The sequence below is a fragment of the Rhizobium sp. Root491 genome (assembly GCF_001427205.1).
GTDB classification, from domain to species: Bacteria; Pseudomonadota; Alphaproteobacteria; order Rhizobiales; family Rhizobiaceae; genus Agrobacterium; species Agrobacterium tumefaciens.
Genome location: NZ_LMFF01000017.1, coordinates 49363 through 72618, shown reverse-complemented (window position 1 = coordinate 72618; position 23256 = coordinate 49363). Strand labels below are relative to the sequence as shown.

The following is a 23256-nucleotide window of genomic DNA, read 5'->3' as shown; positions in this document are numbered from 1 at the left end:
CCGCGCAACAGCGTCAACAAAGGGAAAGGCGGGCTTTCCTCAAGATCCTGCCGGCAGGGTCAGCGAACAGGTAAGCCCGCCATTTTCGCCGCGCTCCAGCCTGATGCTGCCGCCATGAAGCTCCACAAGTTCCTTGACGATGGTAAGACCGAAGCCGTCACCCGGAACGGCCTCGTCCATGCGTCTACCCGGCTGGAAAGCCTCCGAAATACGGTTGTCCTCGATGCCAGGTCCATTGTCCGAGATCACGATCCAGACGTCGCGTCCGGTCTTTTTCGCGGAAATACGAACCGCGCTTTTTGCCCATTTGAATGCGTTGTCGATGATATTGCCAACGATCTCGTCCAGATCCTCAGGGGTGACCTGCAATAGCAACTCGGGGTCCACATCGACTGTAGCGACAATCCCCCGGTCGGCATGAATACGCGACATGATATCAACGATATCGTTGATCCTCGGTTTGAGCGCGGTCACCGTGGCCGTGCCGCCTGCTGCGGTCTTGCGGGCTCTTGCCAGATGGTGGCGGATGCGCTGGTCGATCCTGTCCACCAGCGCACGCATTTCACGATCCGGGTCGTTGGTTTCGTTGAGCGCAAGGTAGAGGCTTGTCACGGGGGTTTTCAGACCATGGGCGAGATTTGCAAAGTGCAGACGTGTTTCCGCAAGCCTCTCGCTATTCTGCTCCACGAGGCGGTTGATTTCGCTCGAGGCGGGACGCAGTTCCTCGACATCCGCCTCCGGCAACCTGTCGAGTGTGCCTGCCGAAATCGAGGAAATATCGGCGGTGAGTTGCCGCAGTGGTCGCAGACCATATCTGACCTGCAGGAAAATACCGCCGACGAGGCTCGCGCCCAAGAGGGTCATGGCAGGTATCAACCACAGAAGCGCGCTGCGGGCGGGTGCAACGAGCGCGAATTGCGGCGCCGTGGCAGTGATTTCGACGAGGCGCTGTCCGACCATTGTTTGAATGGATCTGAGATAGAGCTCCTCGCCGTGAAAATCGGCATTCGCGCCGGGACGAGGGCCGTGGCCCATCATTTTGCGCCATTCGAACGGGGAGGGCGGGTTGGTTATGGTTTGCCCCGCGAGCGACCGAGAGACGATAGCTACACCCTCGCCGGTGATCTGCCAGTACCAGCCGGAGCCGCGCCTGTCGAATGGCGGGCCGTCCAGCGCGGCGTTGAGTGTCACGCCGCCGCTTGCGCTGCCGGAGAGTGCGCTCCGCAATCCCTCTATCTGCGTGTCGAGCCGTTGGTCGATCTGTTCACGCACCACGCCGGCAACGATGAGATAGAGTATGATCGAGGCGACGATCACGGTCGCGGTGACGAAAACCACGGAAAAAACCGTGAGTCGGCGCGAGATCGACGAACCCGGAATGGCCGAAAACTCCCTCATGGCTCTGCCTTCAGCATGTAACCGCGCCCGCGAACGGTCTCTATATGCCCGGCACCGATCTTGCGCCGCAGGCGGGCAATGATCACTTCGATGGAATTGGAATCCACTTCCGCATCGCCCTCATAGACCCGTTCGATGAGTTCGCGGCGGTCGACCACCACTTCCTTGCGCAGGATGAGGCAGGAGAGGACCCGCCACTCCAGCGCGGTCAGCTTCAACGGCAAGCCGTCCTGTTCGAAGGTTCCGAGCTGCGCATCGAAGATGAGCGAACCGCAGGTGATGGCGGAGGCGGCGTGGCCGGTGGCGCGGCGAACGAGTGCACGCAGCCGCAGCACCAGTTCTTCTACCTTGAACGGCTTGGTGAGAAAATCGTCTGCTCCCGCCTTGAAACTTGCCACCTTGTCCGGCCATCCGTCACGCGCGGTCAAAACGAGCACGGGAAGGTTCCGCTGCGCCGCCCGCCATGATTTCAGAACCGATACGCCATCGATTTTCGGTAATCCCAGATCGAGAACGGCCACGTCGTAAAGTTCGGTAAGTCCGGCATGTTCGGCATCCTCGCCATTCTGCGCGATGTCGACGACAAAATTTTCCGCCCGCAGGCTGGTTGCGATGCGCCGGGAAAGATCGGTATCGTCTTCAACGAGAAGTATGCGCATGGTCCTGCCGTTTCGGTTTCGTGGGCGGTGTTTTAACTAGGCCCGGAAGGCTTAACTCAACCTGAACCACAAGGTTCAGGCTGCTGGTGGTGCCAGGCAGGTAAAAAGGCCCTGTCAATCAAACAGGAGACCACCATGTCCCACTCTGAAGAGAATAACGAAATGGCAGCACCGAAGGCCACTTCTGACACTCCCGTGCCGCCGCACCGGAAACATCGCCGTAAAACCGCAGCTTTCGCCTTTGCGGCCGTTGCCATGCTGGCCGTTGGGGCAGCTGCCGGAGCCGGTGCGGTGAAGCTGACACGCCCGACACCTGAGATGGCGCCGATGACGCCCGTTGCCATTTCCACCGTCAAGGAAGGGAATCTCGTGACCCTGAAGGGCAAGGTCGCCGAGATTTTCGGCAACAAGTTCATCGTTCAGGATGATAGCGGCCGCGCACTCATCGATACCGGCCCCGAGGGCGACAATGGGAAGGTCGTGACTGTCGATGAAGCGGTCAGCGTTCAGGGCCGTTTCGACAGGGGTGTCCTGCGGGCAAGCTATGTCGTCCGTCAGGATGGCAGTATCGAGGCACTCGGACCGGCAGGCCGTCCGCCGCATCATGGTCCTAAAGAGGATATGATGCGCGGGCCAAAAGGCGACGGCCCGATGGGCGAGATGATGCCTCACCCCAAACCCTGATATTGGGGCCTGATCTGCGCCAGACGGCGCGGGCTCGAAGACGATAACCGTCCCGAGCCCGCGCCGCCGGTTTTTTTAAGGTTTAGCCCGCACGCTTCAACTGCAGACGCGAGACACCCGCAGCGATGTTAACGCCGGTGCCGACTTCGGCGCTGAGCGGCTGAAGCGCGAAGTTCTTGGCATTGCCGCCGATCAGTGCATTGGCGCCCAAGCCCACGCCGACCGATGCGGCGGCGGAGGCACCAACATAGTTGCCGCTCAACGCACCGTCACCCACGCGGCTGGCTGCGGTGTTCAGCACGATCCAGCTCATATAGGTCTTGCCGGTTACGCCGATATCGAGACCGAGCTTGCCGATCGTGCCGGTATAACGCTCGGTCTTGCCGGAGCGCTGGCGAAACTCGCAGGCCACGCTCTTGCTGGAGCCGACCACAAGGCCGATGCCGCCGGCAATTTCGCACGACAGGGTGCCGACGCGTTCCTTCTGCGCGGTTTCCATGGGGCGCTTTGCATTGTGCTTCGTTTCGGCTGAAGCAATCGGGGCAAGGGCCAGGGTTGCAATCGCGGTTGCGAGAACGAATGTCTTCATTGTTTTTCACTCCTGTTGTTATTCGCTAGATGGATGCGCTTGGACGGCGTCTCCAGATAGGTGCAAGGCCGCTGCCGTATCGCCAGATCGGCGATGATGGGCCGCGACGCGAAACATTCTGCGATGATGACCGCATGTTCGAAGGCAGAGAGTGTTTCCACCTCTCCGGAGAGCACGATACGGCCCTCCACGGAGGTGATGGAGATCGAGCTTTTTTCCTGCCCGTCCGCATAGGCGATCACGGCTTGCAACGCGGCGCACAGGCTGATCTCCTGGGGATCGCAGCTTGACACCTGGTTTGCATCGCACGAGAGCATCATCGTGAAACCTCCTGCCTTGAACATAGATGGTTCACTTGAGAACTTTGTTGACGGCGTCCTTTGCCTGTCCGAGCTTCTCCTGCGCCTGGCCAGCCAGTTTCTCGGCCTTGCCTTCTGCCTGAAGCTTGTCGTTGCCAGTGATCTTGCCGGCTGCTTCCTTGATTGTGCCCTTGGCTTGACGGGCGATACCTTCGATACGGTTATTGTCCATGACGAACTCCTTCCATCGTTAGAGGGTGCCGCTGTTGGTAACGGCATGATGGTAAGGTAGTTCGGGAAAATCACAGTTTGCAGAGCAATAGCTACTAGTTGAACTGGTACAAACTGACCTATTTTCGCGTTCGGCTGCGCTTATTTTTCCCTATGGCCGGTAAAACCGCGCTCGCGTGCCCAGATCACGGCGGCGGTGCGGCGGTTGACGCCGATCTTGCCGTAGAGTGAGGCGATATGGTTGCGGATCGTATGCTTGGACAGGTTCAGCCTGTCGCTCATTTCCTTGTCGCTGCATCCATCGCAGATCAGTGACAGGATTTGCTCCTCGCGCTCGGTGAGATCCTTGAGGGAGGCTGAAGACGTTGTGCCGCGGGAGTTCTGTCGCAGCCCCGCCAGCCGCTCGACAACCGTCCGGCTGAACCAGGATGTATCGGTCATGACGCTTTCGATCGCTTCAATCAGTTCGTTCTCGGTTCTACGCCGCTCAGTCACGTCCTGTATCGCCCAGATGACACAGAGCTGATCGTTGATCTCGGCGCGTTCGGCGGAAACGATGCATTCGGCCAAACCGCCACCGGAAAGATTCATGCGCATGTTCTCATCGCGGATGGGGATGTTGTCCTTCAGCCGCTTTTCGAGATCGCGGCGCGCGCCCGCGTCCTCCCAGAGCCGCAATTCGCTGGCCGTCTTGCCCACGACTTCGGCCTCGTTGCGTCCGCACAGGACCAGAAACGCGTCATTGACTTCCATCAGCACGAAGTCGTCCAGCCTCGAAATCGCTGCCGGGACAGGCGACAGGCGAAAGGACTTGAAGAAGCGCTCCTCGCTCTGTCGCAGAGCGTTCTGGGCTTTGCGGCGGCCGTCCAGATCGGCGAAGGTGAACAGCATGCAGGGTTCTTCGGCAACGGCGATCGTTTCGCCGGCCACGATGACCAGCCTGTCGCCGCCGGGGATGGGAATGAGCGCCTCGCGCTGACGGATGAGCCGGCCATCCTCTAGCTTTTTCAGGGCGTCCTCGCCTGTATCGCACTCGGAAAACAGTCCGAGTTCCTCGACACTTATGCCGATGATCTCTTCACGGCTGAACCCGGTCATCTCAAGAAAACCCTGATTGACGCGGATGAAACGCTTGTCCTCCAGCCGGCATATCAGCCCCGGCGCCGGATTTGCATTGAAGGCGCTCTCGAAGCGCGCCTCCGCCTCAAAACGCGGCGTTTCGTCCCTGATGATCAAGACCAGAATATCCGGTTTTGCGCCAGCATCTTCAAGAACGAGCCCGCGCACCGTGTGGACCCAGCATTCCGCTTCATCGCCGCTTGGCGATATCTCTACCGTCACATCTTCGAAGGTCTCGCCCGCCAGAAGCCGTTCAAGCGGATATTGCCCCTCGTCGAGCAGGTGGTTGTTGCGGTATCGAAGCGTGAAATTTCGCCGATAGGCAGCGGCATCCTCCCCAAGCTCAGGCATCGCTTCTATACGGTGCATCTGAAGGGCGGCCTTGTTGGCCCAGGCTATCGTTCCGTCGTTTTCGAGCAGGATCAATCCGTCGCTGAGGCCAGCTATAAGGTTTTGCAACACGAGCCGGTTGATCTTGGGAATGTTAACGCTGTCGTCCATGTTGCCCCCGGTATTTCAATGCTTTGTGCCCGCTATAACGCGCGGTTCCGCCAAGCGTTGCAGGGCAGACGTGTCGCGTGGCCTTCCCGCATGGTTTGCGATGCCGGTTGCTTGCTCTCAAGTCCATTTGAGCTACTATGCGCTGATGGCGGGGAGGCCATTCTACAGGAGGGTTCATGAATTACCGGTCTTTGAAACGGCGTATGGTGTTGAAACTTGCGGCTACGGCTGCTTCTTTTTGCATGATGGGACTGACGGCGAGCGCGCAGGGTTTTCCTGATCGAACGATTACGCTGGTCGTTCCCTTCGCGGCAGGTGGCTCAACCGACGTGGTTGCGCGCGTCATCGCACAGAAAATGGGTGATGAGCTTGGTCACCAGATCGTCGTTGAAAATGTTGCCGGTGCAGGCGGTAATCTCGGTGCCGACCGTGTCGCACGCGCAGACCCTGACGGTTACACGATCCTGATGGGCACCGTTGCGACCCATGCCTTGAACCCGCTCATTCTCAAGACAAAGCCTTACGATCCGCAAAAGGATTTCGCCCCGGTCTCGCTTCTGGTCGTGGTTCCCAATGTGCTTGTTGTCAATCCGAAGCTGAACGTCAACAGCGTCGCGGAATTGATCGCGCTTCTGAAAGCCGAACCCGACAAATATGCCTATGCCTCGTCCGGCAATGGCACGCCGCTGCATCTTTCAGGGGAATTGTTCAAGAGCATGACCGGTGTGAGCATGCAGCACGTTCCCTATAAAGGTGCCGGCCCCGCGCTCAACGATCTTCTCGGCAACCAGATTTCGATCATGTTCGACAATCTGCCGTCGTCGTCCGGCCACATCAAATCCGGCACATTGCGGGCGCTTGGCGTAACGACCGCCGAGCGGGCGTCATCATTCCCGGATCTGCCGACCATTGCCGAAACCGTACCCGGTTATGAAACCTACACGTGGAACGCGCTGTTTGCGCCTGCCGGCACGCCGGCCGATGTGGTGGACACACTGAATGCGGCGGCCAAGAAAGCGCTTGCCGATCCGGGTGTGGCGGCCCGCATGGCCGAATTCAGCGCCAAGATCGTCGGCTCTTCGCCCGATGAGCTGAAAAGCCACGTTGCAGCCGAAATCGCCAAATGGGAACCGGTCGTCAAGAACGCAAACGTCCAGATGGATTGACCAGATATGTTCTCGCCGCGCACCGGAGCCTGGGTGCGGCGGGAAGCGCCACCACGCAAAAACCGTGGCCGAAGCTTTCATTGGCATCGGCCACGTTCGTTGCCGTCACACCAGCTGATGTGTCGTTTTCGCATCACTTGCCATAAGGTTGCAATTACCCGGTTGGCAACGGCGAACAGCTCAGGTACAAATTTCTCACCGCGTCAGATCGAACATAGGGAGGCGTTGCATGACATCATCATTCATCAAGTTCCTCCCGCGTGGAATGAACCGACACTAGGTCATTTCCATTCGTGGCCCGCCCCGAGCGCGCCCCACATGCGGTTTTGTTTTCCTTCATAGCCCGATTGATCTGACGGGATCATTTTTGTTTTCCGCCCGGGCTGTGCCATCCAACTTCCGTTTTTGAGGACCGGTTGCCGAACGCATGGCGCCGTGCTGGTTAAAATGTCTCGCAAGAAGCTCGATTTCCGCGCCGATGCCTATCGCCATGTGCTCGGCTTTGTTTTCCACCATTGGACCCACCGGCGGGCATTGGTGGGCTTTATTGTTGTGCTGGTGATTGCCAGCACGCTGGCCGAAGTCATGGTGCCGGTTTTCTCCGGCCAGATCGTCGATGCCATTGCCGGCGGCAACGGGGCTGACCGGGCGCTGCGCGCTTTTGTCGTCGTCGTGGCGCTGGGCTTGACCAGCGTAGTCCTGCGCTGGTTCGTGTTTAACGGCATCATCAGGCTGACGCTGAAAACCATGGCGGATGTGGCGAATAACGGTTTCTACCGGGTGCAGCGGTTCTCAACCGACTGGCACGCCAACAGCTTTGCCGGTTCCACGGTTCGCAAGATCACGCGTGGCATGTGGGCGCTTGATTCACTCAATGACGTGCTTCTTATCGCCCTGTTGCCCTCCATCGTCATGCTGGTGGGCGCAACCGTCGTGCTGGGTAGTTACTGGCCGATCATGGGCTTGATCGTGGGCACGGGGTCGCTGATCTATGTCGGCGTCACCGTGTTGCTCTCCATGGGCTTCGTATCGCCGGCGGCAAGACTTGCAAACGCCTGGGATACCAAGCTTGGTGGCGCGCTGGCAGATGCCGTCAGCTGCAATTCGGTGGTCAAGGCTTTTGGCGCAGAGACCCGCGAAGAGGCGCGGTTGCGCCATGTGCTGGCCAAATGGGACAACCGTACGCGAAGGACATGGAAACGCGGCACGCTGAACGGCACGATCCAGGGCTTCATGATGGTGTCCATGCAGGCCGGTATTCTGGGAACAGGCCTTGTCATGTGGCAGCAGGGACTGGCGACGCCGGGCGACATCACCTTCGTGCTGGCGATGTTCTTCGTCCTGCAGGGCTATCTGCGTGATGTCGGTCAACACATCCGTAATCTGCAACGTGCCGTCAACGACATGGAAGAGTTGGTGTTGCTCGACAAGATGCCTTTGGGTGTCGAAGACAGGCCGGATGCCAGGCCGATCAGGATAGAGAAGGGCGAAATCGTTTTTGACAACGTCACTTTTCAATACGGCGCGCATCCCAGCCCGCTCTATCAGGACTTTTCAGTCACCATCAGGTCGGGTGAGCGTGTGGGGCTGGTCGGGCATTCGGGGTCGGGAAAGACGACATTCGTCAAGCTTATCCAGCGGCTTTACGACGTGAATTCCGGCTCGATCCGCATTGACGGCCAGGACATAGCCAAGGCAAAGCAGGCAGACCTGCGCAGCCAGATCGCCATCGTGCAGCAGGAACCCATCCTGTTCCACCGCACGCTGGCGGAAAACATCGCCTATGGCCGGCCGAGCGCCTCGCGGCGTGAGATCGAGCAGGCGGCGAGGCAGGCAAGCGCCCATGACTTCATCATGTCCCTTCCCAAGGGCTATGAGACGATGGTAGGTGAGCGCGGCGTGAAATTGTCTGGCGGGGAGCGGCAGCGTGTCGCCATCGCCCGTGCCTTCCTCGCGGATGCGCCGGTGCTGATTCTGGACGAGGCGACATCGAGCCTCGACAGCGAAAGCGAAGTGCAGATCCAGGAGGCCATGGAACGCCTGATGGATGGCCGCACCACGCTGGTCATTGCGCACCGGCTTTCCACCGTGCGGGCGCTTGACCGTCTGCTGGTGTTTGACAAGGGCAAGATTGTCGAAGAGGGCGACCACCAGGCGCTGATCCGTCTGAACGACGGCATCTATCGCCGGCTCTTCGAGCGGCAGGCGCTGGAACTAACCAAGGGTCTGGTGGCTTAAAAAATGAAACGCCGGGGCAATGCTCCGGCGTTTTTCTTTTTCGCGGCGGCCAACAAATGCTCACGGCCGAACACTTAGCTAATCGACGAAGTTTTCCTTGCGTTAGAGCCGTGCTGCATGATAGTTAGCATTATGACTAAGCATTCGCCCGAACTATCGCTGATCTTTCAGGCTCTGGCCGATCCGACACGCCGGTCTATTCTAACGAAGCTCGCGCAAGGGCCTGCCCGCGTCATGGAATTATCCGCTCCCACGGGGCTGCGTCTGCCGACCGTGATGCGGCATCTGTCGGTACTGGAGGAGGCGGGGCTTATCCGCACCTCCAAGGATGGGCGGGTGCGCACCTGCACTATCGTGCCCGAGGCTCTGGAGCCGGTGCGGACATGGCTTGATGAACAGCGCGCCATTTGGGAGAGCCGGCTCGACCGGTTGGAGGCATTTGCAATGCAGGCTGCGAAGGAGCGCACGGAATGATGTCGAAACTCAATCAGGACGGCACCCGTGCTGAACCCCATCTTGGCGATGGCCGCTTTGCAACACTGAGCTTCGAAAGGGTGGTCGCTGTTCCATTGTCGGTCCTCTGGCAAGTGTGGACGTCGCCTGCCGCGCGGGCTGTCTGGGCAGCGCCCACGCCCGCCGTGACCGTGGAGTTTCTGGAAGCCGATACCAGAGTTGGCGGACGCGAAGTTTCGCTCTGCAAGGTCGATGGGCAGCCGGATATTCGCTGCGAATGCGGGTGGCTGGAATTGCAGCCAGCCTTGCGCAGCGTCAATTACGAGGTGGTGTCGTCCGGTGACGTGACGCAGTCTGCGGCGCTGGTGACCGCTGATTTTTCGGCGACGGAGCAGGGCAGTCGCGTTGTCGTAACCGTGCAGCTTTCCTCATTGGCTGCGGATATGCAGGCGGGTTACCGGCAGGGCTTCGGTGCCGGTCTTAACAATCTGGCCGAGGTGGCCAGACGAACAATGGTGCTGGAGCGAACGATAAGGGCGCCGCGCAACATCGTCTGGAAGGCCTGGATGAATTCCGAGACGCTGCCGCAATGGTGGGGACCGGAAGGGTTTTCGTGTCGCACGAAGAGGATCGATCTGCGAACCGGCGGCGAGTGGGTGTTCGACATGATCGGACCTGACGGCACTGTCTTCCCGAACCATCATCGATATATCGAGGTCAGGCCTGAGGAGAGGATCGGCTACACGCTGCTCTGGGGCGAAAACGGGCCGAAACATGCCGACGCCTGGGCTTCGTTCGAGGATCAGGACGGCGCGACGAAGGTCGTGCTCGGCATGGTGTTCAGCACGGAAGCCGAGTTCCAGGACGCGAAGGGTTTTGGGGCTATCGAACTGGGTCAGCAGACGCTCGGCAAACTTGAACGCTTTGTTTTCGCATCGTAATCGCACCGGGACTGAACTTCGACAGGGCGTGATACCCTCCCGGGGTAACTGGATTATCGGCCCCGCGTTCCTGCCGTCACGGTGATGTTCAGATTGCGTTGACGGCAGAAATCATAATTTGCATCACCCGGTTTTCACCGTTCCGCACACAGCAAAAATTAAGGAGATTGCGACACTGATGTCTCGACTACCTTTTGGAGAGTGATGATGCAGTCACGACGTTGGCGTGTGATAGCCGTGGGGATATTTCTGGCCATAGTTGGCGCCGCGCTGCCCATTGCCGCCATGGCCTGGACGTCCTGGCGTGTCGCCATTCAAAAAGAACTCTTCATTCTCGACCTCGTCGCCGAAAGATCGCTTGTTCGTGCCGGAAATACATTCAGGCAAGCGCAAGGGGCATTGGAAGCAATTGAAACGGCGCACCCTCCCGCATGTTCGGATCAGCATATTGCACAAATGCGGATGGTGACGATCAACGTCCCCTCAATCGAGGAGATTGGCTATTTCGAAAACGGCTTCATAAAATGCACCTCCTGGGGCCGCGCCGCTGGCGACGTAGCCAAATCCCATGTCGACTACGTCACACCGGACGGCCTTGAAGTGACGTTGCGTATCCAACCCGGCATCAGCCACGGCGACCAGATGACGAGCCTGCATCTCGGCCACCACAACGCGCTCGTCGCACCTTCGAGATTTGCTGATATTGTGCTGCGGGACGGGATGTCTCTCGCGATCCTCAACGATAAAGCTGCGGTCATCAGCACGCAGAACCTTCCCGATACAGGGGTTCTGGCCACGTTGCCGACAAAAGAGGGACAGGGCACGACGGACGCATGGCTTTATTCGGTGGTAAAGGAGAATGCGCTGACGGCGGTGGTTCTCGAGCCAAGGGCGGCGTTGCGAACGAGGCTGGTGCGGGAGTTGACTATCCTTTTGCCCATTGGCGCATTCATTGCGCTCTTTATCGTCGGCATCGTCATCTGGATGTCGCGCAAGCGGTTGTCGCCGGAAACGGAACTGGAAATCGCAGTCCAGAACCGTGAATTCATCGTCCACTATCAACCAATCATCGAACTCAAGACCAATATATGCGTGGGCGCCGAAGCGCTTGTCCGCTGGCGGCGGCCTGATGGCACGCTGGTGAGGCCAGACCTCTTCATTCCGCTGGCGGAAGAAACAGGGCTGATAGAGCCCATCACCGATCAGGTCGTTGAAGCCATTATTGCAGATCTTGGTACCATGCTCGTTGGGGATCGCAGCGCACATATCGCCATCAATCTCTGCGCCGAAGATGTAAAATCAGGCCGGATACTAGACTTCATCGATCAACGCCTTGTCCGCGCGGATATACGCAAGGAGCAGATATGGCTTGAAGCGACCGAGCGCGGTTTCATCGACATTGACGCGGCGCGCTTCACGCTGGACAGAGCTCGCAAGGCCGGGCATTCCGTGGCAATTGACGATTTCGGAACCGGCTATTCCAGCCTTCAGTATTTGCAGGGACTGCCGTTGGACGCCCTGAAAATCGATAAATCCTTCGTTGATACGATCGGCAGGAACACGGCAACCAGCACCGTGACGCTCCATATTATCGAGATGGCGCGCGAGCTTGGACTGTTTTCGGTTGCGGAAGGTATCGAGAGGCCGGAGCAGGCGGCCTATCTGCGGGAACATGGTGTGGATTTTGGTCAGGGCTGGCTGTTTTCCAAGCCGCTTCCAGCCGATGAATTCATCGCCTTTCACCGTAAGAACAAATCGACATACGGCTCCGCTCCCGAGGTCATTCAGGTCGCGTCGGTCTAGGTTGAGCGAGACCTGAGCGTCTTGACGCTACCCGTCGCTATCCGGCCAGTTCTTCCGTAATGACTTCGAACCGCTTCAGGATAGCCGGCCCGAAGGCGGTGGACAGGGCGACGTCCGTCGCATCTCGTCCTGTCGCCATCAAGATGCGTCCGATGCGGGGCCTGTTGTGACGGGCATCGACCGTATACCAGCGGCCGCTGAGATAGACTTCGAACCAGGCGCTGAAATCCATCGGATTGGGGTCTTTCGGCACGCCGATATCACCGAGATAGCCCGTGCAATAGCGAGCGGGGATATTCATGCAACGGCAGAGGGTGATCGCAAGATGTGCGAAATCGCGGCAAACCCCGGTCCGGTCGATGAAGCCGCCATATGCTGTCCTGAGCGGATCGGCTTTCTCGTAGTCGAAGACAATATGGGAATGCACAAAATCGAGGATCGCCTGCACACGGGGCCAGCCGAGCGGTGTTGCCGAGAAGTTTTTCCAGGCGAAGTCCGCCAGGCGGTCGGTATCGCAGTAACGGCTGCCTAGCAGGAACACTAGAACATCGTCTGGTAAATCCTTGATATCGTGCTGGAAAGCGTTTTCAGGAACGGGATCTGGCAGGCCGCCGTCATATATGTCGAACCGCGTCGAGATCGTCGTCACGCCTGGCGGTGCGGTTATGCGGCTGCAGGCGTTCCCGAAGATATCCATATAACCCCAGGCCTCGATCGGCCTGTCGAAGGTCAGCACCTGTTCGGTGAGCAGATCTGCGCGCCGGCTGGGGTGGAGATTGAGAACAAGCAGCATTGCCGTCTCATTCTCGCATTCATAAGCAATATCGAACCCGGCGCGAATCTTCATTCAGTACATCCTTCATGAGCCATCTTGATGTTGTTCACGCTGAAACGTTTTCACGCCCTCGGGCGGGCGATCGTGCGTCATCAAGGCGCGGCATTGTAGCCGCGCCCGCCTGTGATTTCACTTTACCGGCGGTGACGCCTTGCCGAGTTTTACGGAAGGTTCCCGTCCCCAGACACGCAGCTTGCCAAGGTTCGACACGAAGCCAGCGAGGCCTTCCTCACCTGGGAGGATAATCGTGCCCTCGTCAAGATCGCTTGCGATACCGGCCTTTTCCAGCAATGGCAGCGCCGACTGGTCGTAACCGATGAACTTGCAGTGCTGGAAAGCATCGGCCACGAAGTCACGCGCCGTCGCCTCGTTGACCAGATCGTCTATCCCCTCGGCAGAAGTCAACAGTGCAACTGCATCGAAGAGAACCGATGGCCCGCCGTCGATCATGTGATGGGCCTCAATCCAGCTCCCGTCTGAGGCGGTGACGCCACCGACCTTCGGGGCTATCAATTCGCAGACGGCTTTTTCCTTGGTAATCGCCGACGTCAGGCCGTTCAGCAATTTGGCGTCGACACCATCGGTGACGAGTATACCAAGCTTGCGGCCTTCGAAGCGTTTCGGACCACGCGCAACGATGCTGAGCGCCGGCGAGGGTTCCAGATCCTGACGTGTCGGCATGGCCGCATCCGCCGGCTTCGGCATGGACTTGAAACCCAGCTTCTGCGCGACGGTGTTTGCCAGCGTCTCGTCGATGTTCATGAGATGCGACACCATGCGTTCGCGGATCACGGCTGTTTCCACCTTGCTCAGTTCAAATGTCAGGGCTGCCGCGATATGACGCTGTTCTGGCGGGGTCTGGCTGATGTAGAATTGCCGTGCCTGGCTGTAGTGGTCGGCAAAGCTCTCGGGGCGCAGCCGCGCCTTGATCCCCTGTTCTTCTGCCGGAAAATGACGATACCCCCGGCTCGGCGACTCTCTCGGGCCTTCACCGAACGAGTTCGGCTGGTAATTCACCCTGCCAACAGGATTGCGCATGGCCATGTGGCCATCCTGCTGGAAATGCGCGAAGGGACACTTCGGTGCATTGATCGGCAGATGGGTGAAGTTTGGCCCACCAAGGCGTTTCAGCTGGGTGTCGAGATAGGAAAAGTTGCGACCCTGCAACAGCGGATCATTGCTGAAGTCGATACCCGGCGGCACGTTCTGCGTCATGAACGCAACTTGCTCGGTCTCGGCAAAGAAGTTGTCGGGCATACGGTCGAGTACCAGTCGTCCGACCGGCTGCGGCTTCAGGATTTCCTCGGGGATGATCTTTGTCGGATCGAGCACGTCGAAATCGAAGCTGTCGGCAAACTCCTGATCGAAGAGCTGCACCTGCAATTCCCATTCCGGGAAGTTGCCGGACTGGATCGCCTGCCACAGATCGCGGCGATGGAAATCGGGATCGGCGCCATTGATCTTGACCGCCTCGTTCCAGGCGACCGATTGAAGCCCGAGCTTCGGCTTCCAGTGGAACTTGACGAAGGTCGATTGATCCTTTGCATTCACCAGGCGGAAGGTATGAACGCCGAAACCCTCCATGAAGCGGAAAGACCGCGGTATGGTACGATCCGACATGGCCCACATGACCATGTGCATGCTTTCCGGCGTCAGGCTGATGAAGTCCCAGAAATTGTCATGGGCCGTCTGCGCCTGCGGAAAAGCCCGGTCAGGTTCCTGCTTGGCGGCGTGGATCAGGTCGGGAAACTTGATTGCGTCCTGAATGAAGAAGACAGGAATATTATTGCCGACGAGATCCCAGTTGCCTTCCTGTGTATAGAGCTTCACTGCGAAACCGCGCACGTCGCGCGCAAGGTCGGCTGAGCCCTTGTTGCCCGCAACCGTCGAGAAACGGACGAAGGCTGGTGTCTTTTCGCCGGCGCGCTGCAGGAAATCCGCCTTTGTGTATGCGGAGAAGGACTCGTAGGTCTCGAAGAAGCCATGCGCGCCGTAGCCGCGCGCATGCACGACGCGCTCGGGAATGCGCTCATGGTCGAAATGGAAGATCTTTTCGCGGAAATGGAAATCATCAACGACGAGCGGCCCGCGCGGCCCGACCCTTAGAGAATTCTGGTCGTCCGCGACCGGCCCCCCTTGAGCGGTCGTCAGCACCGGCGCGTCGTTTTCGGCTGTCTGATGCAGCTCGCCGCCAGCACCGCGCTCCAGCTTCTGGTCATGGATCGTCACGGTTTCGGTCTTGTCGCTTGGTGATGTTGATGTGGTCTTGGCCATGGTGTGACTCCTGAAATTGGAAGGGGCCTATCCGACCCGGAAATGAAAAAGCCGCCCCAAAAGGCGGCCTAAGCTTGGAAGGGTCCCCGCACGGTCTTCGGCAGAGCCTTCAGCACTTGTTGTTCGGCGAGACAGATGTCCTTGAGCGTATCGAGGAACAGGTCATGCAATGTAGTTTCCGCAGGCATGTGGGAATCCGATCAACTTTGAATGATGTACTTGGACAACCCCTGAGTGGAGACGATGTTCCTGCTCCCGGAAAAGAATTCACATTCCGGTCCGCGGTGGCATCACAGCGATGCCAGTAACCGGTTGAATAGGCGGACGTTCCTCATCCGGCAGAGATAGTTCGGTTGCGTTTCGACGATGATGGAACGGCAAGGCCTGCAAATTCTATTTTCAGATTGGCGGAACCATGAGGCCCGACATGTTGTTTCCCTGTCGAGCCTGCACTGAAGGCTACAACGAGGAAAAATCATGAAAAAGCTTCTTTTAGCCGCCGCGCTTCTCGGCGCGTCGACCCTTGGCGCCTTCGCTCAGACGTCCACCGCTCCAGCCACCGATGGCAGCAAGCCTGCCGTCGCTACGCCAGACACCAAGAATGCGACTGCGCCTGTGGAAGGCGCAAACAGCTTTACAGAGGAACAGGCGAATAAACGCCTTATGGACGCCGGATATGCCGAAGTGACCGGTCTTACGCTCGACGACAAGGGCGTGTGGCAAGCCAAGGCCTCGAAAGACGGCAAGTCCGTAAACGTGGCGCTCGACTATCAGGGCAATATTGTCGCTAACTAATTCAATCTTTGGGAGAATCCTATGAAGACCGTTACCGGACTTTTCGACGACTACTCCGATGCCAGCGCCGCCGTTACTGCACTGGAACAACGCGGCGTGCCGTCTAAAGATATCAGCATTGTTTCCAACAATGCAGACGAACGCCATGGCAATGATACAAAAGCTGCCGAAGGCGCTGGCACGGGTGCCGGCATCGGCGCTGCCGTCGGTGGTGTCGGCGGCCTGTTGACAGGCCTTGGCATCATGGCAATTCCCGGCGTCGGACCGGTGGTTGCGGCAGGCTGGCTTGCTGCGACGGCTGCAGGCGCTGTTGCCGGTGCCGTTGCAGGCGGTGCCGCCGGCGGCCTTATCGGCGCGCTGACGGACGCAGGCGTTTCCGAAGACCACGCCCATGTTTACGCAGAAGGCGTTCGCCGGGGTGGCACGCTCGTGACCGCGAAGGTCGAGGACAGCCTTTACACGGACGCCGAAGAAGTCCTGCGCCAGTCCAACTGGGTTGATCCGGACAAGCGGCGCGCGGCCTATGCCGAAGACGGTTGGTCACGGTTTGACGACACGCTCGACCCTTATGAGCCCACTGAAATCGAACAGGAACGTCTGCGTTACAGACGCTAAGCGTTAGAAACAGGGAAGGTCGGCATGTGCCGGCCTTCTCTTTGATAGCCTAGGGGCAGGTGAAAGTGCCGGTAATTGCAACAGCTGGATGGTCGATCCCCAAGACTGTGGCGCACCGTTTTCCCGAAACGGGAAGTGGGCTAAACCGATATGCTGCCGTGTTCAACGGCGTCGAGATCAACTCCACCTTTTATCGCCACCACCGGCCAACGACGTTCGAGCGTTGGGCAAATTCGGTGCCCGATGACTTCCGCTTCGCCGTGAAGCTGCCGCGCGAGATCACGCATGAGCGCCGGTTGCGGGAAATCGGACAAGTCTTCAAGGCATTCGTTGGGGAACTTGCGGCGCTGGATGGCAAGCTTGGACCCTTATTGTGCCAGTTGCCACCCAATCTCATATTTGATGCCTCCGACGCGGAGGTCGCGTTTGATGCTGTGCGTCAGACCTTTCCCGGCATGCTGGTACTCGAACCGCGTCACACAAGTTGGGCTACGCATTCAGCGCAAGAGGTTCTGCAACGCTATGCCATTGATCGTGTGCTGGCCGATCCTGCACCGGTCTGGCCGGCGAGTGATTTTTCCGAGCCGCCCAAATATGTCCGGCTCCACGGCGCTCCCCGGATTTATTATTCCGAATACAGCGCCGCCGAAATCCTCTCGTTTAGAAAAAGCCTTTCCGCCGAATCCTGGTGCGTTTTCGACAATACCGCCTCCGGTGCCGCAATAAAGAACGCGCTGGCAATGCTCGATGATTGCGCAACCACTAAACGGTGCGCAGACTGAAATCATGTTTCAGCAGTTGGCAAAAGCGCATGAAGGCGTGACGTTTAAAGCTGCCTTCGTGCAGTGCCGATCGCGATTACAGGTCCGGTTGCCTGACCAGTTGGTGATCCACCGAAGGGTTCCACGCTGATCGCGAAGGTCGTGCCTTCCGAAATATTGTTACGCATATCCGCCGGGATAATGAGATCGCCATTCGTTCCGGGCTGGAAGACACCGAGCGAGCGGGTCTTGCCGCCATCCATCACAAGCCACAGTTCCAGTGATTTCTCATCGGCCTTGCCGGTCGCAACCGGTATAATGTGCATCCTGCCGGTCTCTGCATCATAGGATGCAAGCAGGTTGACCTGACTGTCCGTTGTCGAAAGTTCGGCTACCAGCGGAGCTGTGCCCTGCCATTTTTCGGGAAATGCGGCGTAAACGATTGCCGCAACGGCAGTCGCGCTCGTGACGACCGATATCCATCGCCAGAAGGATGCGGAACTCCACAGGCTGCCATTGGCGTTGCTGGTCTTGCTGCCGAACAGGCGTTCTTCAATGCGGGCGAGAATGGCCGCACTCGGCGCCTGTTCTTCATAATCCACGTTGAAGTCTGAAAATTCGCTTTCCCAACGGTGGACCAGCTGCGCGAAGACCCTGTCGTCCTGCATGCGCCGCTCGACCTCACGACGCTTTTCAAACGGCAGCACGCCGAGCACATATTCGCCAGCGAGGATTTCGTCGCGCGAATGCATGCCCTCGCTGTTTTCGCTCGTGGTCATCGCTGCATGCACTCTCTGAGTTTGAGAAGGCTTCGCCGCAGCCAGGTTCTGACCGTGTTGAGTGGCACCCGCAATTCTTTGGCGAGTTCGATATAGCTCAGCCCTTCGATATAGGCACGACGCACCGCCTGCGCATGAACCGTTTCAAGTTCCTGCATGCAATTGTCGATCCTGCGACCCTCATCGGCCAGAACGACCTGCTGCTCCGGATTGCGGATGCTGTCATCGGCAAGGTCATAGGCTTCGTCAATGTCGTCGCCCACGGGTTTGCGCGCCCTGATCGTATCGATCGCATGGTTGCGGGCGATTGCGGCGAGCCACGTCGACGGTGTGCCGGCGCTTGCTGCAAATGTGAGGGCTCTTTGCCAGATCTTGATATAGACTTCCTGAAGCGCTTCTTCGGCTTCGGTCCTGTCACGCAGGATTTTCAGGCAGATCGCATAAAGCTTCGGGCTGGTGGCTTGATAGAGGGAAACGAATGCCGAGCGGTCGCCCATGCCGACGCGGTTTATGAGCGTTGCTATCTCTGTACCCTGCATTCGAACATCCCTTCTTGCGCCTCCTATATAGGGTTGTCCTTTGTGGGAAGGCAAGGCATGCGCGAAATGAAGTTCACGTCTTCCCGGCCAAAAATTGGCCGGGTGGAAGCAGGCGGCAGGGATGGTCGCTGTCATAACACACCTGCCGGATTTTGCAGTGGACCGACCAGCCGTACGGTGACGATGTAACCGATGATGGCAGCGGCTGCGGACACGAAGGTGCCCCACAGAAGATCTGCGATGGTCAATGTCGTGGACCAGCTTTTCAACGTTGCCTGATTGGTGAGATCATATGTGGCATAGGCCATGAAGCCGACGGCTGCACCATAAACCAACGCGGTCGTCCACTGGCCTGATATGAGGGCCGGACGAACCGCAAGAAAGGTCAGTCCTGCCGCGTAGATGAGATAAAAGATGATCGCCGGGGCCAGCCGGAAGTTCTCAGCCAGAAGATCGCCGATCGCCGGGCGATAAAGTCGCGACGCCATGGTGCTTAGCCAGATGAAGTCGATCACCAGAAAGGCGATGAGGGTGAAGAAGTAGGCTGAGATATAGGTCTTCATCGGTTTGTCCTTTCCAGAGTCTAGTTGATGCGGGCCCAGGTAATGCCCTTGCACAGGAGACCAGCGACGATGCAGCCCTTGGTGGTCATGCTGTTGCCATCAACCGTCACGGTTATCTTGTAGGATTTGTCGCGTTGCGGATCGAAGGCAGTGCCCGAATAGACGCCTGTTTCATCTGGCTTTATGGTCATGATCAGCCGGTCACCGGTCTTTTCCTCGGGCGTGCCCGGTTTGATCCAGGTATTGGTGGCGCATATATTGTCGCCGCAGGGTGCGATTAGCACTTTCGCGTTGCCGTCGCCGCGCGCCCAGTTTCCGTCGATGTCGGCTGCTCCGGCACCAGAGGCCGCAAGCATCGGACCCAGGACAGATGCGATTATCAAGGGATTGATTTTCATCGTCTTTCTCCGCAGTTGTTGCCCCGCCTTATTTGTGCTCGATCGTGTAGAAGCCAACATTGATGGTTCCCTCGGTAAAGCCGGCTTCGCAGTAGCAGAGGTAATAATCCCAGAGCCGCCTGAAGCGGTCATCGAAACCCAGCAGCGAGATTGTCTGCCAGCGCGCATGGAAACGCTGGCGCCATTCCGCCAGCGTGCGGGCATAGGACTGGCCGAAAAGCTCGGTATCGGCGAGGCTCAGACCCGCCCTGCCGATTGCTCTTTCAAGGGCTTCGTCAGATGGCAGGAAGCCGCCCGGAAAGATGTATTTCTGGATGAAGTCCGCGTTTCGCCGGTAATTATCGAACCGGGCAGGTTCAATGGAGATGATTTGCAGCACCGCGCGCCCGCCGGGTTTCAGGCAGCGTTTCAGTGTTTCGAAATAGCTCGGCCAATAGGCCTCACCGACCGCTTCGAACATCTCGACGGAAACGATGCGGTCGAACTTGCCTTCGACATCGCGGTAGTCCTCGAGCCTGAGATCGATATGCTCAGCCTTGTCGGTTTTCTCCGCTGCCGCCTTTGCCCAATTCAACTGAGATGGCGAAAGGGTAAGGCCGGTAACGTTGGCATCCGCCTGGGTCGCGAGGTGGATTGCAAGCGCGCCCCAGCCGCAGCCAATCTCCAATACGCTCTCACCGCCGCTCAATTGCAGCTTGTCGACGATGCGGTTGAGTTTTTTGAGTTGGGCCGCCTCAAGCGTTGGCGTCGTATCGTCGAAAATCGCCGACGAATAGAGCATCGAGGAATCGAGCCATTGCCGGTAGAATTCGTTGCCGAGATCGTAATGGGCCTCGATGTTGCGGCGGCTGCCGCGCTTTGTATTGGCGTTCAGGCGGTGGCCAAGGCGATTGATGAGGCGCATGGGCAGGCTACCGCGCGTCGATCCCCCGAAAGCGTCGTTGTTCTGTGCCGCAAAACGGATCAGGGCGGTCAGATCCGGTGTGGACCAGTCGTCTTCGATGTAACCCTCGGCAAAACCGATGTCGCCATTGAGGATGAGCCGCCGTAGCGCGCGCCAGCGATGGAGAACAAGCGTCGCCTCGGTGCCCTCATGTTCCCCGGATTTCTCAATCACGCCGCCACCGGGCAGCATGACGCGCAGTCTGCCTTTGGAGACGTTGTTCAAGAGCTTGGCCATGAGCCAGCCTTCGGGACCGGTGCGTTGCCGCATCTGCGTGTTTTCCAGCGATAGTTCGTTGAGATTGTCAAACGGGGTCATGAAGTTTGGCCTCGATTTGCGATGGTGATGGGTGAATGAAGGAGACAGGGGCAGAAGGTGGACGCGGTCGTTTTCTTAACCGCACACCCTTGAGCCATATTTTAAGTGCTTCCCAATGGATGCCGGCAACAACCTTGAGGGTAAGAAAGGGGATGGTGACAAAAGCCTTCAGCAGCGCGCCATCGGTCAGCTCGACACGCCGCGCCAGATGCCTTGCAGTCAGGACTGGCCCCTCGTCGTCAAATGTATCGATAACGATCTTCAGCTTGTCGCCGGGTGGTATGACCCGGAATACATAACGGAGATCCATGTCCATGAAGGGCGAGACATAGAAGGCCTTGTCGCAGCGCTGGACGATCTCGGCCGCACCTTCTGTCTCCACCGGGATCAGATAGGAATGCCGCTCGCCGAACGTGTTGTCGACTTCCCAGAGAATGGCTTTGAGAGACCCGTTCCGGCCGTGGCAGAAAAACACGCTGAGTGGATTGAAGGCCCAGCCAAGGATGCGCGGCATGGTGAGCAGACGGATCGGACCACCATCGACGGTCATGCCTGCGGCCGTCATGGCGTTTTCGATCTGGTTGCGCAATTCCATCTTGCTCCCGTCGCCGCGGTCCCGGCGGTGAAAGGAAAACAGGTTGAAACGATCGACGGAGAACAGCCGCAGCTTACGGTCAAGCGCATCGAGTTCATCAAGGTCGAGAAGCAGCGAGTAAATGCGATAGGCGAGCCGGTGCGCTTTCGGCTTGAAGCGCGCATGCATGACATGTCCGGGAAAAAGCGCGGAGGAGAAATGAGACGTCATGGGATCGCCTCAACGAGTTTGATCGTTCTTTTCCGCGAAGCCAAATTCAGACGGACGATCCGGCCGCTATCATCGGTAACCTTCCAGGGCCTCGACAGGCCGCCCAGATCCTCGGCGACGGCAAGCCCTGCCTGAATGCCGTCTTCATGAAAACCCGAGCCAAAATAGGCGCCGCAGAACCAGGTGTTTCTCAAACCCTGCAAGGCCCACAGTTCCTGCCTCATCTGCTCGGTGCCGGCATCGAAAACAGGATGGTGGTAAGTTTCCTCGGTGATGATTTTTCCCTTTTCCGGTTCGCGTGTCGGGTTCAGCGTTACGAAGGTGTCAGGGATTGCACCCAGAGGCTGAAGCTTGTTCATCCAGTAGGTGATGCTCGGCTGCCCCGTTTCAATGCGTGTATCGGCCACATAGTTCCAGCTTGACCAGGCGGTGCGCCTGCGGGGCATGAAACTGCTGTCCGTGTGCAGTACCGCCCTGTTTTTCGTATAGCCAAACGCGCCGAGAATGCGCCGTTCGGCTTGCGTCGCGTCCGTCAGCATCTCCAGCGCCTGATCTGCGTGTGTGGCAATCACCACATCGTCGAACCGTTCGAATTCGCCGTTAGTGTTGGCGATCTCGACCCCGTCCGCCAGGCGGTGGATGCGCGTCACAGGTGTCGAGAGCCGAATGCGATCGGCGAATGGCGCAGTGAGTCGTTTCACATATTCCCGGCTGCCGCCGACAACGGTGCGCCAGACGGGCCGGTTGCGGAGCAACAGCAGGCCGTGATTGCTGCAGAACTTCACGAAATGTGCTGCCGGGTAACGGCCGACTTCCATGGCCGGGGTAGACCAGATGGCTGCTGCCATCGGGTAAAGATGATCGTTGCGAAAGGCGTCGCCATAGTTGTTTTGAGAAAGATACTCATCGAGCGACATGTCGCCCATCATCGGCAGATCGCGCGGGGCATTGCGATAAAAGCGCAAGAGGTCGGCAAGCATTGCCCAGAAGCGCGGTCTAACGGCATTTCTCTTTTGCGCCAAAAGGCCAAAGCCAGAGCCGCCGGAATATTCGAAACCGCCATCATCCAGTGAAACGGCAAAGGACATGTCGGATGCCGCGGTCGTCACTCCCAGCGTTTTGAAAAGTGCCGTCAGATTGGGATACGTCACCTCATTATAGACGATGAACCCCGTATCGACAGACACCACACCCTGTTCAGTTTTGAACGTCACGGTGTTGCTGTGGCCGCCGACGCGGTCCGCAGCCTCGAAAACCGTGACATCATGCCGTTTCGACAAAAGCCAGGCCGCAGACAGACCGGAAATGCCTGTTCCGATCACGGCGATGTTTCGCCGGCTGTCTTTTCTTTTGGCTTCGGTATCGAACATGGTTCCTCGCTATTGCATTCACAATTCAGTTTTACGGCCTGCGACAGATACGAAGGAGCGGATCGATAAGTTTCAGCGGCGCGCAAATTTTTCAGAATTTTGTCAGGCGCTTGAAACTCTTTTGCCGTCTCGCCCGTAGTTGCCACTGGAAACTTGGTCTGAAGTCCTTCGAATACAGTG

24 protein-coding genes and 1 pseudogene are annotated in these 23256 nt (G+C 58.3%); 9 read left to right on the top strand and 16 right to left on the bottom strand.

Annotated features, from left to right (window positions below; translation table 11 throughout):
- Window positions 1-39: 39 nt before the first annotated feature.
- Both ASD46_RS20495 and ASD46_RS20490 read right to left on the bottom strand, forming a co-directional pair.
- The gene (locus ASD46_RS20495; RefSeq protein ID WP_013761059.1) at window positions 40-1398 is read right to left on the bottom strand and encodes a sensor histidine kinase; all 1359 of its coding nucleotides are present in this window, start codon (window positions 1396-1398) and stop codon (window positions 40-42) included.
- On the bottom strand, window positions 1395-2057 hold the full coding sequence (locus tag ASD46_RS20490; RefSeq protein WP_013761058.1) for a response regulator transcription factor: 663 nt from the start codon (window positions 2055-2057) through the stop codon (window positions 1395-1397). The genes ASD46_RS20495 and ASD46_RS20490 overlap by 4 nt, the downstream gene beginning before the upstream one ends.
- A gap of 135 nt (window positions 2058-2192) precedes the next feature.
- Here ASD46_RS20490 and ASD46_RS20485 point away from each other — a divergent pair, with 135 nt between their 5' ends.
- Window positions 2193-2741: a hypothetical protein gene (locus ASD46_RS20485; protein WP_013761057.1), complete on the top strand. Its 549-nt coding sequence runs from the start codon at window positions 2193-2195 to the stop codon at window positions 2739-2741.
- Between the two features lie 82 nt (window positions 2742-2823).
- Here ASD46_RS20485 and ASD46_RS20480 read toward each other — a convergent pair whose 3' ends face one another.
- From ASD46_RS20480 to ASD46_RS20465, 4 genes are all read right to left on the bottom strand, one after another.
- Window positions 2824-3330, bottom strand: a complete 507-nt coding sequence (locus ASD46_RS20480) for a DUF992 domain-containing protein (RefSeq protein WP_013761056.1) — start codon at window positions 3328-3330, stop codon at window positions 2824-2826.
- Entirely contained in the window at window positions 3327-3674 is a 348-nt protein-coding gene (locus tag ASD46_RS20475; RefSeq protein WP_082546225.1) for a BON domain-containing protein, read from the bottom strand. The genes ASD46_RS20480 and ASD46_RS20475 overlap by 4 nt, the downstream gene beginning before the upstream one ends.
- A gap of 7 nt (window positions 3675-3681) precedes the next feature.
- On the bottom strand, window positions 3682-3861 hold the full coding sequence (locus ASD46_RS20470) for a CsbD family protein (protein ID WP_004431371.1): 180 nt from the start codon (window positions 3859-3861) through the stop codon (window positions 3682-3684).
- A 140-nt stretch (window positions 3862-4001) separates the two neighbouring features.
- On the bottom strand, window positions 4002-5480 hold the full coding sequence (locus ASD46_RS20465) for a PAS domain S-box protein (RefSeq protein WP_013761054.1): 1479 nt from the start codon (window positions 5478-5480) through the stop codon (window positions 4002-4004).
- A gap of 176 nt (window positions 5481-5656) precedes the next feature.
- Here ASD46_RS20465 and ASD46_RS20460 point away from each other — a divergent pair, with 176 nt between their 5' ends.
- The 5 genes from ASD46_RS20460 (at window position 5657) to ASD46_RS20440 (ending at window position 12081) form a co-directional block, all read left to right on the top strand.
- Window positions 5657-6646 (top strand): Bug family tripartite tricarboxylate transporter substrate binding protein, encoded by a 990-nt coding sequence (locus ASD46_RS20460; RefSeq protein WP_013761053.1) that lies wholly within the window; start codon window positions 5657-5659, stop codon window positions 6644-6646.
- 447 nt (window positions 6647-7093) lie between these two features.
- Entirely contained in the window at window positions 7094-8884 is a 1791-nt protein-coding gene (locus tag ASD46_RS20455) for an ABC transporter ATP-binding protein (RefSeq protein ID WP_060642592.1), read from the top strand.
- 132 nt (window positions 8885-9016) lie between these two features.
- Entirely contained in the window at window positions 9017-9358 is a 342-nt protein-coding gene (locus ASD46_RS20450; RefSeq protein WP_041694677.1) for an ArsR/SmtB family transcription factor, read from the top strand.
- A complete protein-coding gene (locus tag ASD46_RS20445; protein ID WP_013761050.1) occupies window positions 9355-10278 on the top strand; it encodes an SRPBCC family protein in 924 nt (307 codons plus the stop codon). The genes ASD46_RS20450 and ASD46_RS20445 overlap by 4 nt, the downstream gene beginning before the upstream one ends.
- 207 nt (window positions 10279-10485) lie before the next feature.
- Window positions 10486-12081, top strand: a complete 1596-nt coding sequence (locus tag ASD46_RS20440; RefSeq protein WP_041694581.1) for an EAL domain-containing protein — start codon at window positions 10486-10488, stop codon at window positions 12079-12081.
- Window positions 12082-12118: 37 nt separating this feature from the next.
- On the opposite strand, the gene ASD46_RS20435 is transcribed toward ASD46_RS20440, so the two are convergent.
- From ASD46_RS20435 to ASD46_RS27195, 3 genes and pseudogenes are all read right to left on the bottom strand, one after another.
- Window positions 12119-12928, bottom strand: coding sequence for a transglutaminase-like domain-containing protein (locus tag ASD46_RS20435; protein WP_013761048.1), 810 nt, complete (start codon window positions 12926-12928; stop codon window positions 12119-12121).
- A 117-nt stretch (window positions 12929-13045) separates the two neighbouring features.
- Window positions 13046-15190, bottom strand: a complete 2145-nt coding sequence (catE, locus tag ASD46_RS20430; RefSeq protein ID WP_060642591.1) for a catalase C — start codon at window positions 15188-15190, stop codon at window positions 13046-13048.
- Between the two features lie 86 nt (window positions 15191-15276).
- Window positions 15277-15378, bottom strand: a pseudogene (locus ASD46_RS27195) (DUF892 family protein); the annotation flags it as partial.
- Window positions 15379-15667: 289 nt separating this feature from the next.
- Here ASD46_RS27195 and ASD46_RS20425 point away from each other — a divergent pair.
- From ASD46_RS20425 to ASD46_RS20415, 3 genes are all read left to right on the top strand, one after another.
- Window positions 15668-15985 (top strand): PepSY domain-containing protein, encoded by a 318-nt coding sequence (locus tag ASD46_RS20425; protein WP_013761045.1) that lies wholly within the window; start codon window positions 15668-15670, stop codon window positions 15983-15985.
- A 21-nt stretch (window positions 15986-16006) separates the two neighbouring features.
- Entirely contained in the window at window positions 16007-16600 is a 594-nt protein-coding gene (locus ASD46_RS20420; RefSeq protein ID WP_013761044.1) for a general stress protein, read from the top strand.
- Between the two features lie 65 nt (window positions 16601-16665).
- Window positions 16666-17382 (top strand): DUF72 domain-containing protein, encoded by a 717-nt coding sequence (locus ASD46_RS20415; protein WP_060642590.1) that lies wholly within the window; start codon window positions 16666-16668, stop codon window positions 17380-17382.
- Window positions 17383-17426: 44 nt separating this feature from the next.
- Here the strand turns inward: ASD46_RS20415 and ASD46_RS20410 are convergent, their stop codons facing one another.
- The 7 genes from ASD46_RS20410 to ASD46_RS20380 form a co-directional block, all read right to left on the bottom strand.
- Window positions 17427-18140, bottom strand: coding sequence for an anti-sigma factor domain-containing protein (locus ASD46_RS20410; RefSeq protein ID WP_013761042.1), 714 nt, complete (start codon window positions 18138-18140; stop codon window positions 17427-17429).
- Complete coding sequence (locus ASD46_RS20405; RefSeq protein WP_004431393.1) at window positions 18137-18679, bottom strand: sigma-70 family RNA polymerase sigma factor; 543 nt, start codon at window positions 18677-18679, stop codon at window positions 18137-18139. Before ASD46_RS20405 ends, ASD46_RS20410 begins: the two co-directional genes overlap by 4 nt.
- 131 nt (window positions 18680-18810) lie before the next feature.
- Window positions 18811-19242: a DUF2177 family protein gene (locus ASD46_RS20400; protein WP_013761040.1), complete on the bottom strand. Its 432-nt coding sequence runs from the start codon at window positions 19240-19242 to the stop codon at window positions 18811-18813.
- Window positions 19243-19262: 20 nt separating this feature from the next.
- Window positions 19263-19640, bottom strand: coding sequence for a DUF2147 domain-containing protein (locus tag ASD46_RS20395; RefSeq protein ID WP_019566744.1), 378 nt, complete (start codon window positions 19638-19640; stop codon window positions 19263-19265).
- Between the two features lie 28 nt (window positions 19641-19668).
- Window positions 19669-20901, bottom strand: a complete 1233-nt coding sequence (locus tag ASD46_RS20390) for an SAM-dependent methyltransferase (RefSeq protein WP_019566745.1) — start codon at window positions 20899-20901, stop codon at window positions 19669-19671.
- The gene (locus ASD46_RS20385) at window positions 20888-21706 is read right to left on the bottom strand and encodes a DUF1365 domain-containing protein (protein WP_013761037.1); all 819 of its coding nucleotides are present in this window, start codon (window positions 21704-21706) and stop codon (window positions 20888-20890) included. The genes ASD46_RS20390 and ASD46_RS20385 overlap by 14 nt, the downstream gene beginning before the upstream one ends.
- Entirely contained in the window at window positions 21703-23076 is a 1374-nt protein-coding gene (locus ASD46_RS20380; protein WP_013761036.1) for an NAD(P)/FAD-dependent oxidoreductase, read from the bottom strand. Before ASD46_RS20380 ends, ASD46_RS20385 begins: the two co-directional genes overlap by 4 nt.
- Window positions 23077-23256 lie beyond the last annotated feature (180 nt).

Coding starts and splice junctions, on each gene's coding strand:
- ASD46_RS20450 (WP_041694677.1), top strand. CDS start 9,017: ATGACTAAGCATTCGCCCGAACTATCGCTGATCTTTCAGGCTCTGGCC.
- ASD46_RS20425 (WP_013761045.1), top strand. CDS start 15,668: ATGAAAAAGCTTCTTTTAGCCGCCGCGCTTCTCGGCGCGTCGACCCTT.
- ASD46_RS20490 (WP_013761058.1), bottom strand. CDS start 2,057: ATGCGCATACTTCTCGTTGAAGACGATACCGATCTTTCCCGGCGCATC.
- ASD46_RS20380 (WP_013761036.1), bottom strand. CDS start 23,076: ATGTTCGATACCGAAGCCAAAAGAAAAGACAGCCGGCGAAACATCGCC.
- ASD46_RS20405 (WP_004431393.1), bottom strand. CDS start 18,679: ATGCAGGGTACAGAGATAGCAACGCTCATAAACCGCGTCGGCATGGGC.
- ASD46_RS20475 (WP_082546225.1), bottom strand. CDS start 3,674: ATGTTCAAGGCAGGAGGTTTCACGATGATGCTCTCGTGCGATGCAAAC.
- ASD46_RS20410 (WP_013761042.1), bottom strand. CDS start 18,140: ATGACCACGAGCGAAAACAGCGAGGGCATGCATTCGCGCGACGAAATC.
- ASD46_RS20480 (WP_013761056.1), bottom strand. CDS start 3,330: ATGAAGACATTCGTTCTCGCAACCGCGATTGCAACCCTGGCCCTTGCC.
- ASD46_RS20495 (WP_013761059.1), bottom strand. CDS start 1,398: ATGAGGGAGTTTTCGGCCATTCCGGGTTCGTCGATCTCGCGCCGACTC.
- ASD46_RS20445 (WP_013761050.1), top strand. CDS start 9,355: ATGATGTCGAAACTCAATCAGGACGGCACCCGTGCTGAACCCCATCTT.
- ASD46_RS20460 (WP_013761053.1), top strand. CDS start 5,657: ATGAATTACCGGTCTTTGAAACGGCGTATGGTGTTGAAACTTGCGGCT.
- ASD46_RS20485 (WP_013761057.1), top strand. CDS start 2,193: ATGTCCCACTCTGAAGAGAATAACGAAATGGCAGCACCGAAGGCCACT.
- ASD46_RS20455 (WP_060642592.1), top strand. CDS start 7,094: ATGTCTCGCAAGAAGCTCGATTTCCGCGCCGATGCCTATCGCCATGTG.
- ASD46_RS20400 (WP_013761040.1), bottom strand. CDS start 19,242: ATGAAGACCTATATCTCAGCCTACTTCTTCACCCTCATCGCCTTTCTG.
- ASD46_RS20420 (WP_013761044.1), top strand. CDS start 16,007: ATGAAGACCGTTACCGGACTTTTCGACGACTACTCCGATGCCAGCGCC.
- ASD46_RS20440 (WP_041694581.1), top strand. CDS start 10,486: ATGCAGTCACGACGTTGGCGTGTGATAGCCGTGGGGATATTTCTGGCC.
- ASD46_RS20435 (WP_013761048.1), bottom strand. CDS start 12,928: ATGAAGATTCGCGCCGGGTTCGATATTGCTTATGAATGCGAGAATGAG.
- ASD46_RS20465 (WP_013761054.1), bottom strand. CDS start 5,480: ATGGACGACAGCGTTAACATTCCCAAGATCAACCGGCTCGTGTTGCAA.
- ASD46_RS20385 (WP_013761037.1), bottom strand. CDS start 21,706: ATGACGTCTCATTTCTCCTCCGCGCTTTTTCCCGGACATGTCATGCAT.
- ASD46_RS20470 (WP_004431371.1), bottom strand. CDS start 3,861: ATGGACAATAACCGTATCGAAGGTATCGCCCGTCAAGCCAAGGGCACA.
- ASD46_RS20395 (WP_019566744.1), bottom strand. CDS start 19,640: ATGAAAATCAATCCCTTGATAATCGCATCTGTCCTGGGTCCGATGCTT.
- ASD46_RS20390 (WP_019566745.1), bottom strand. CDS start 20,901: ATGACCCCGTTTGACAATCTCAACGAACTATCGCTGGAAAACACGCAG.
- catE (WP_060642591.1), bottom strand. CDS start 15,190: ATGGCCAAGACCACATCAACATCACCAAGCGACAAGACCGAAACCGTG.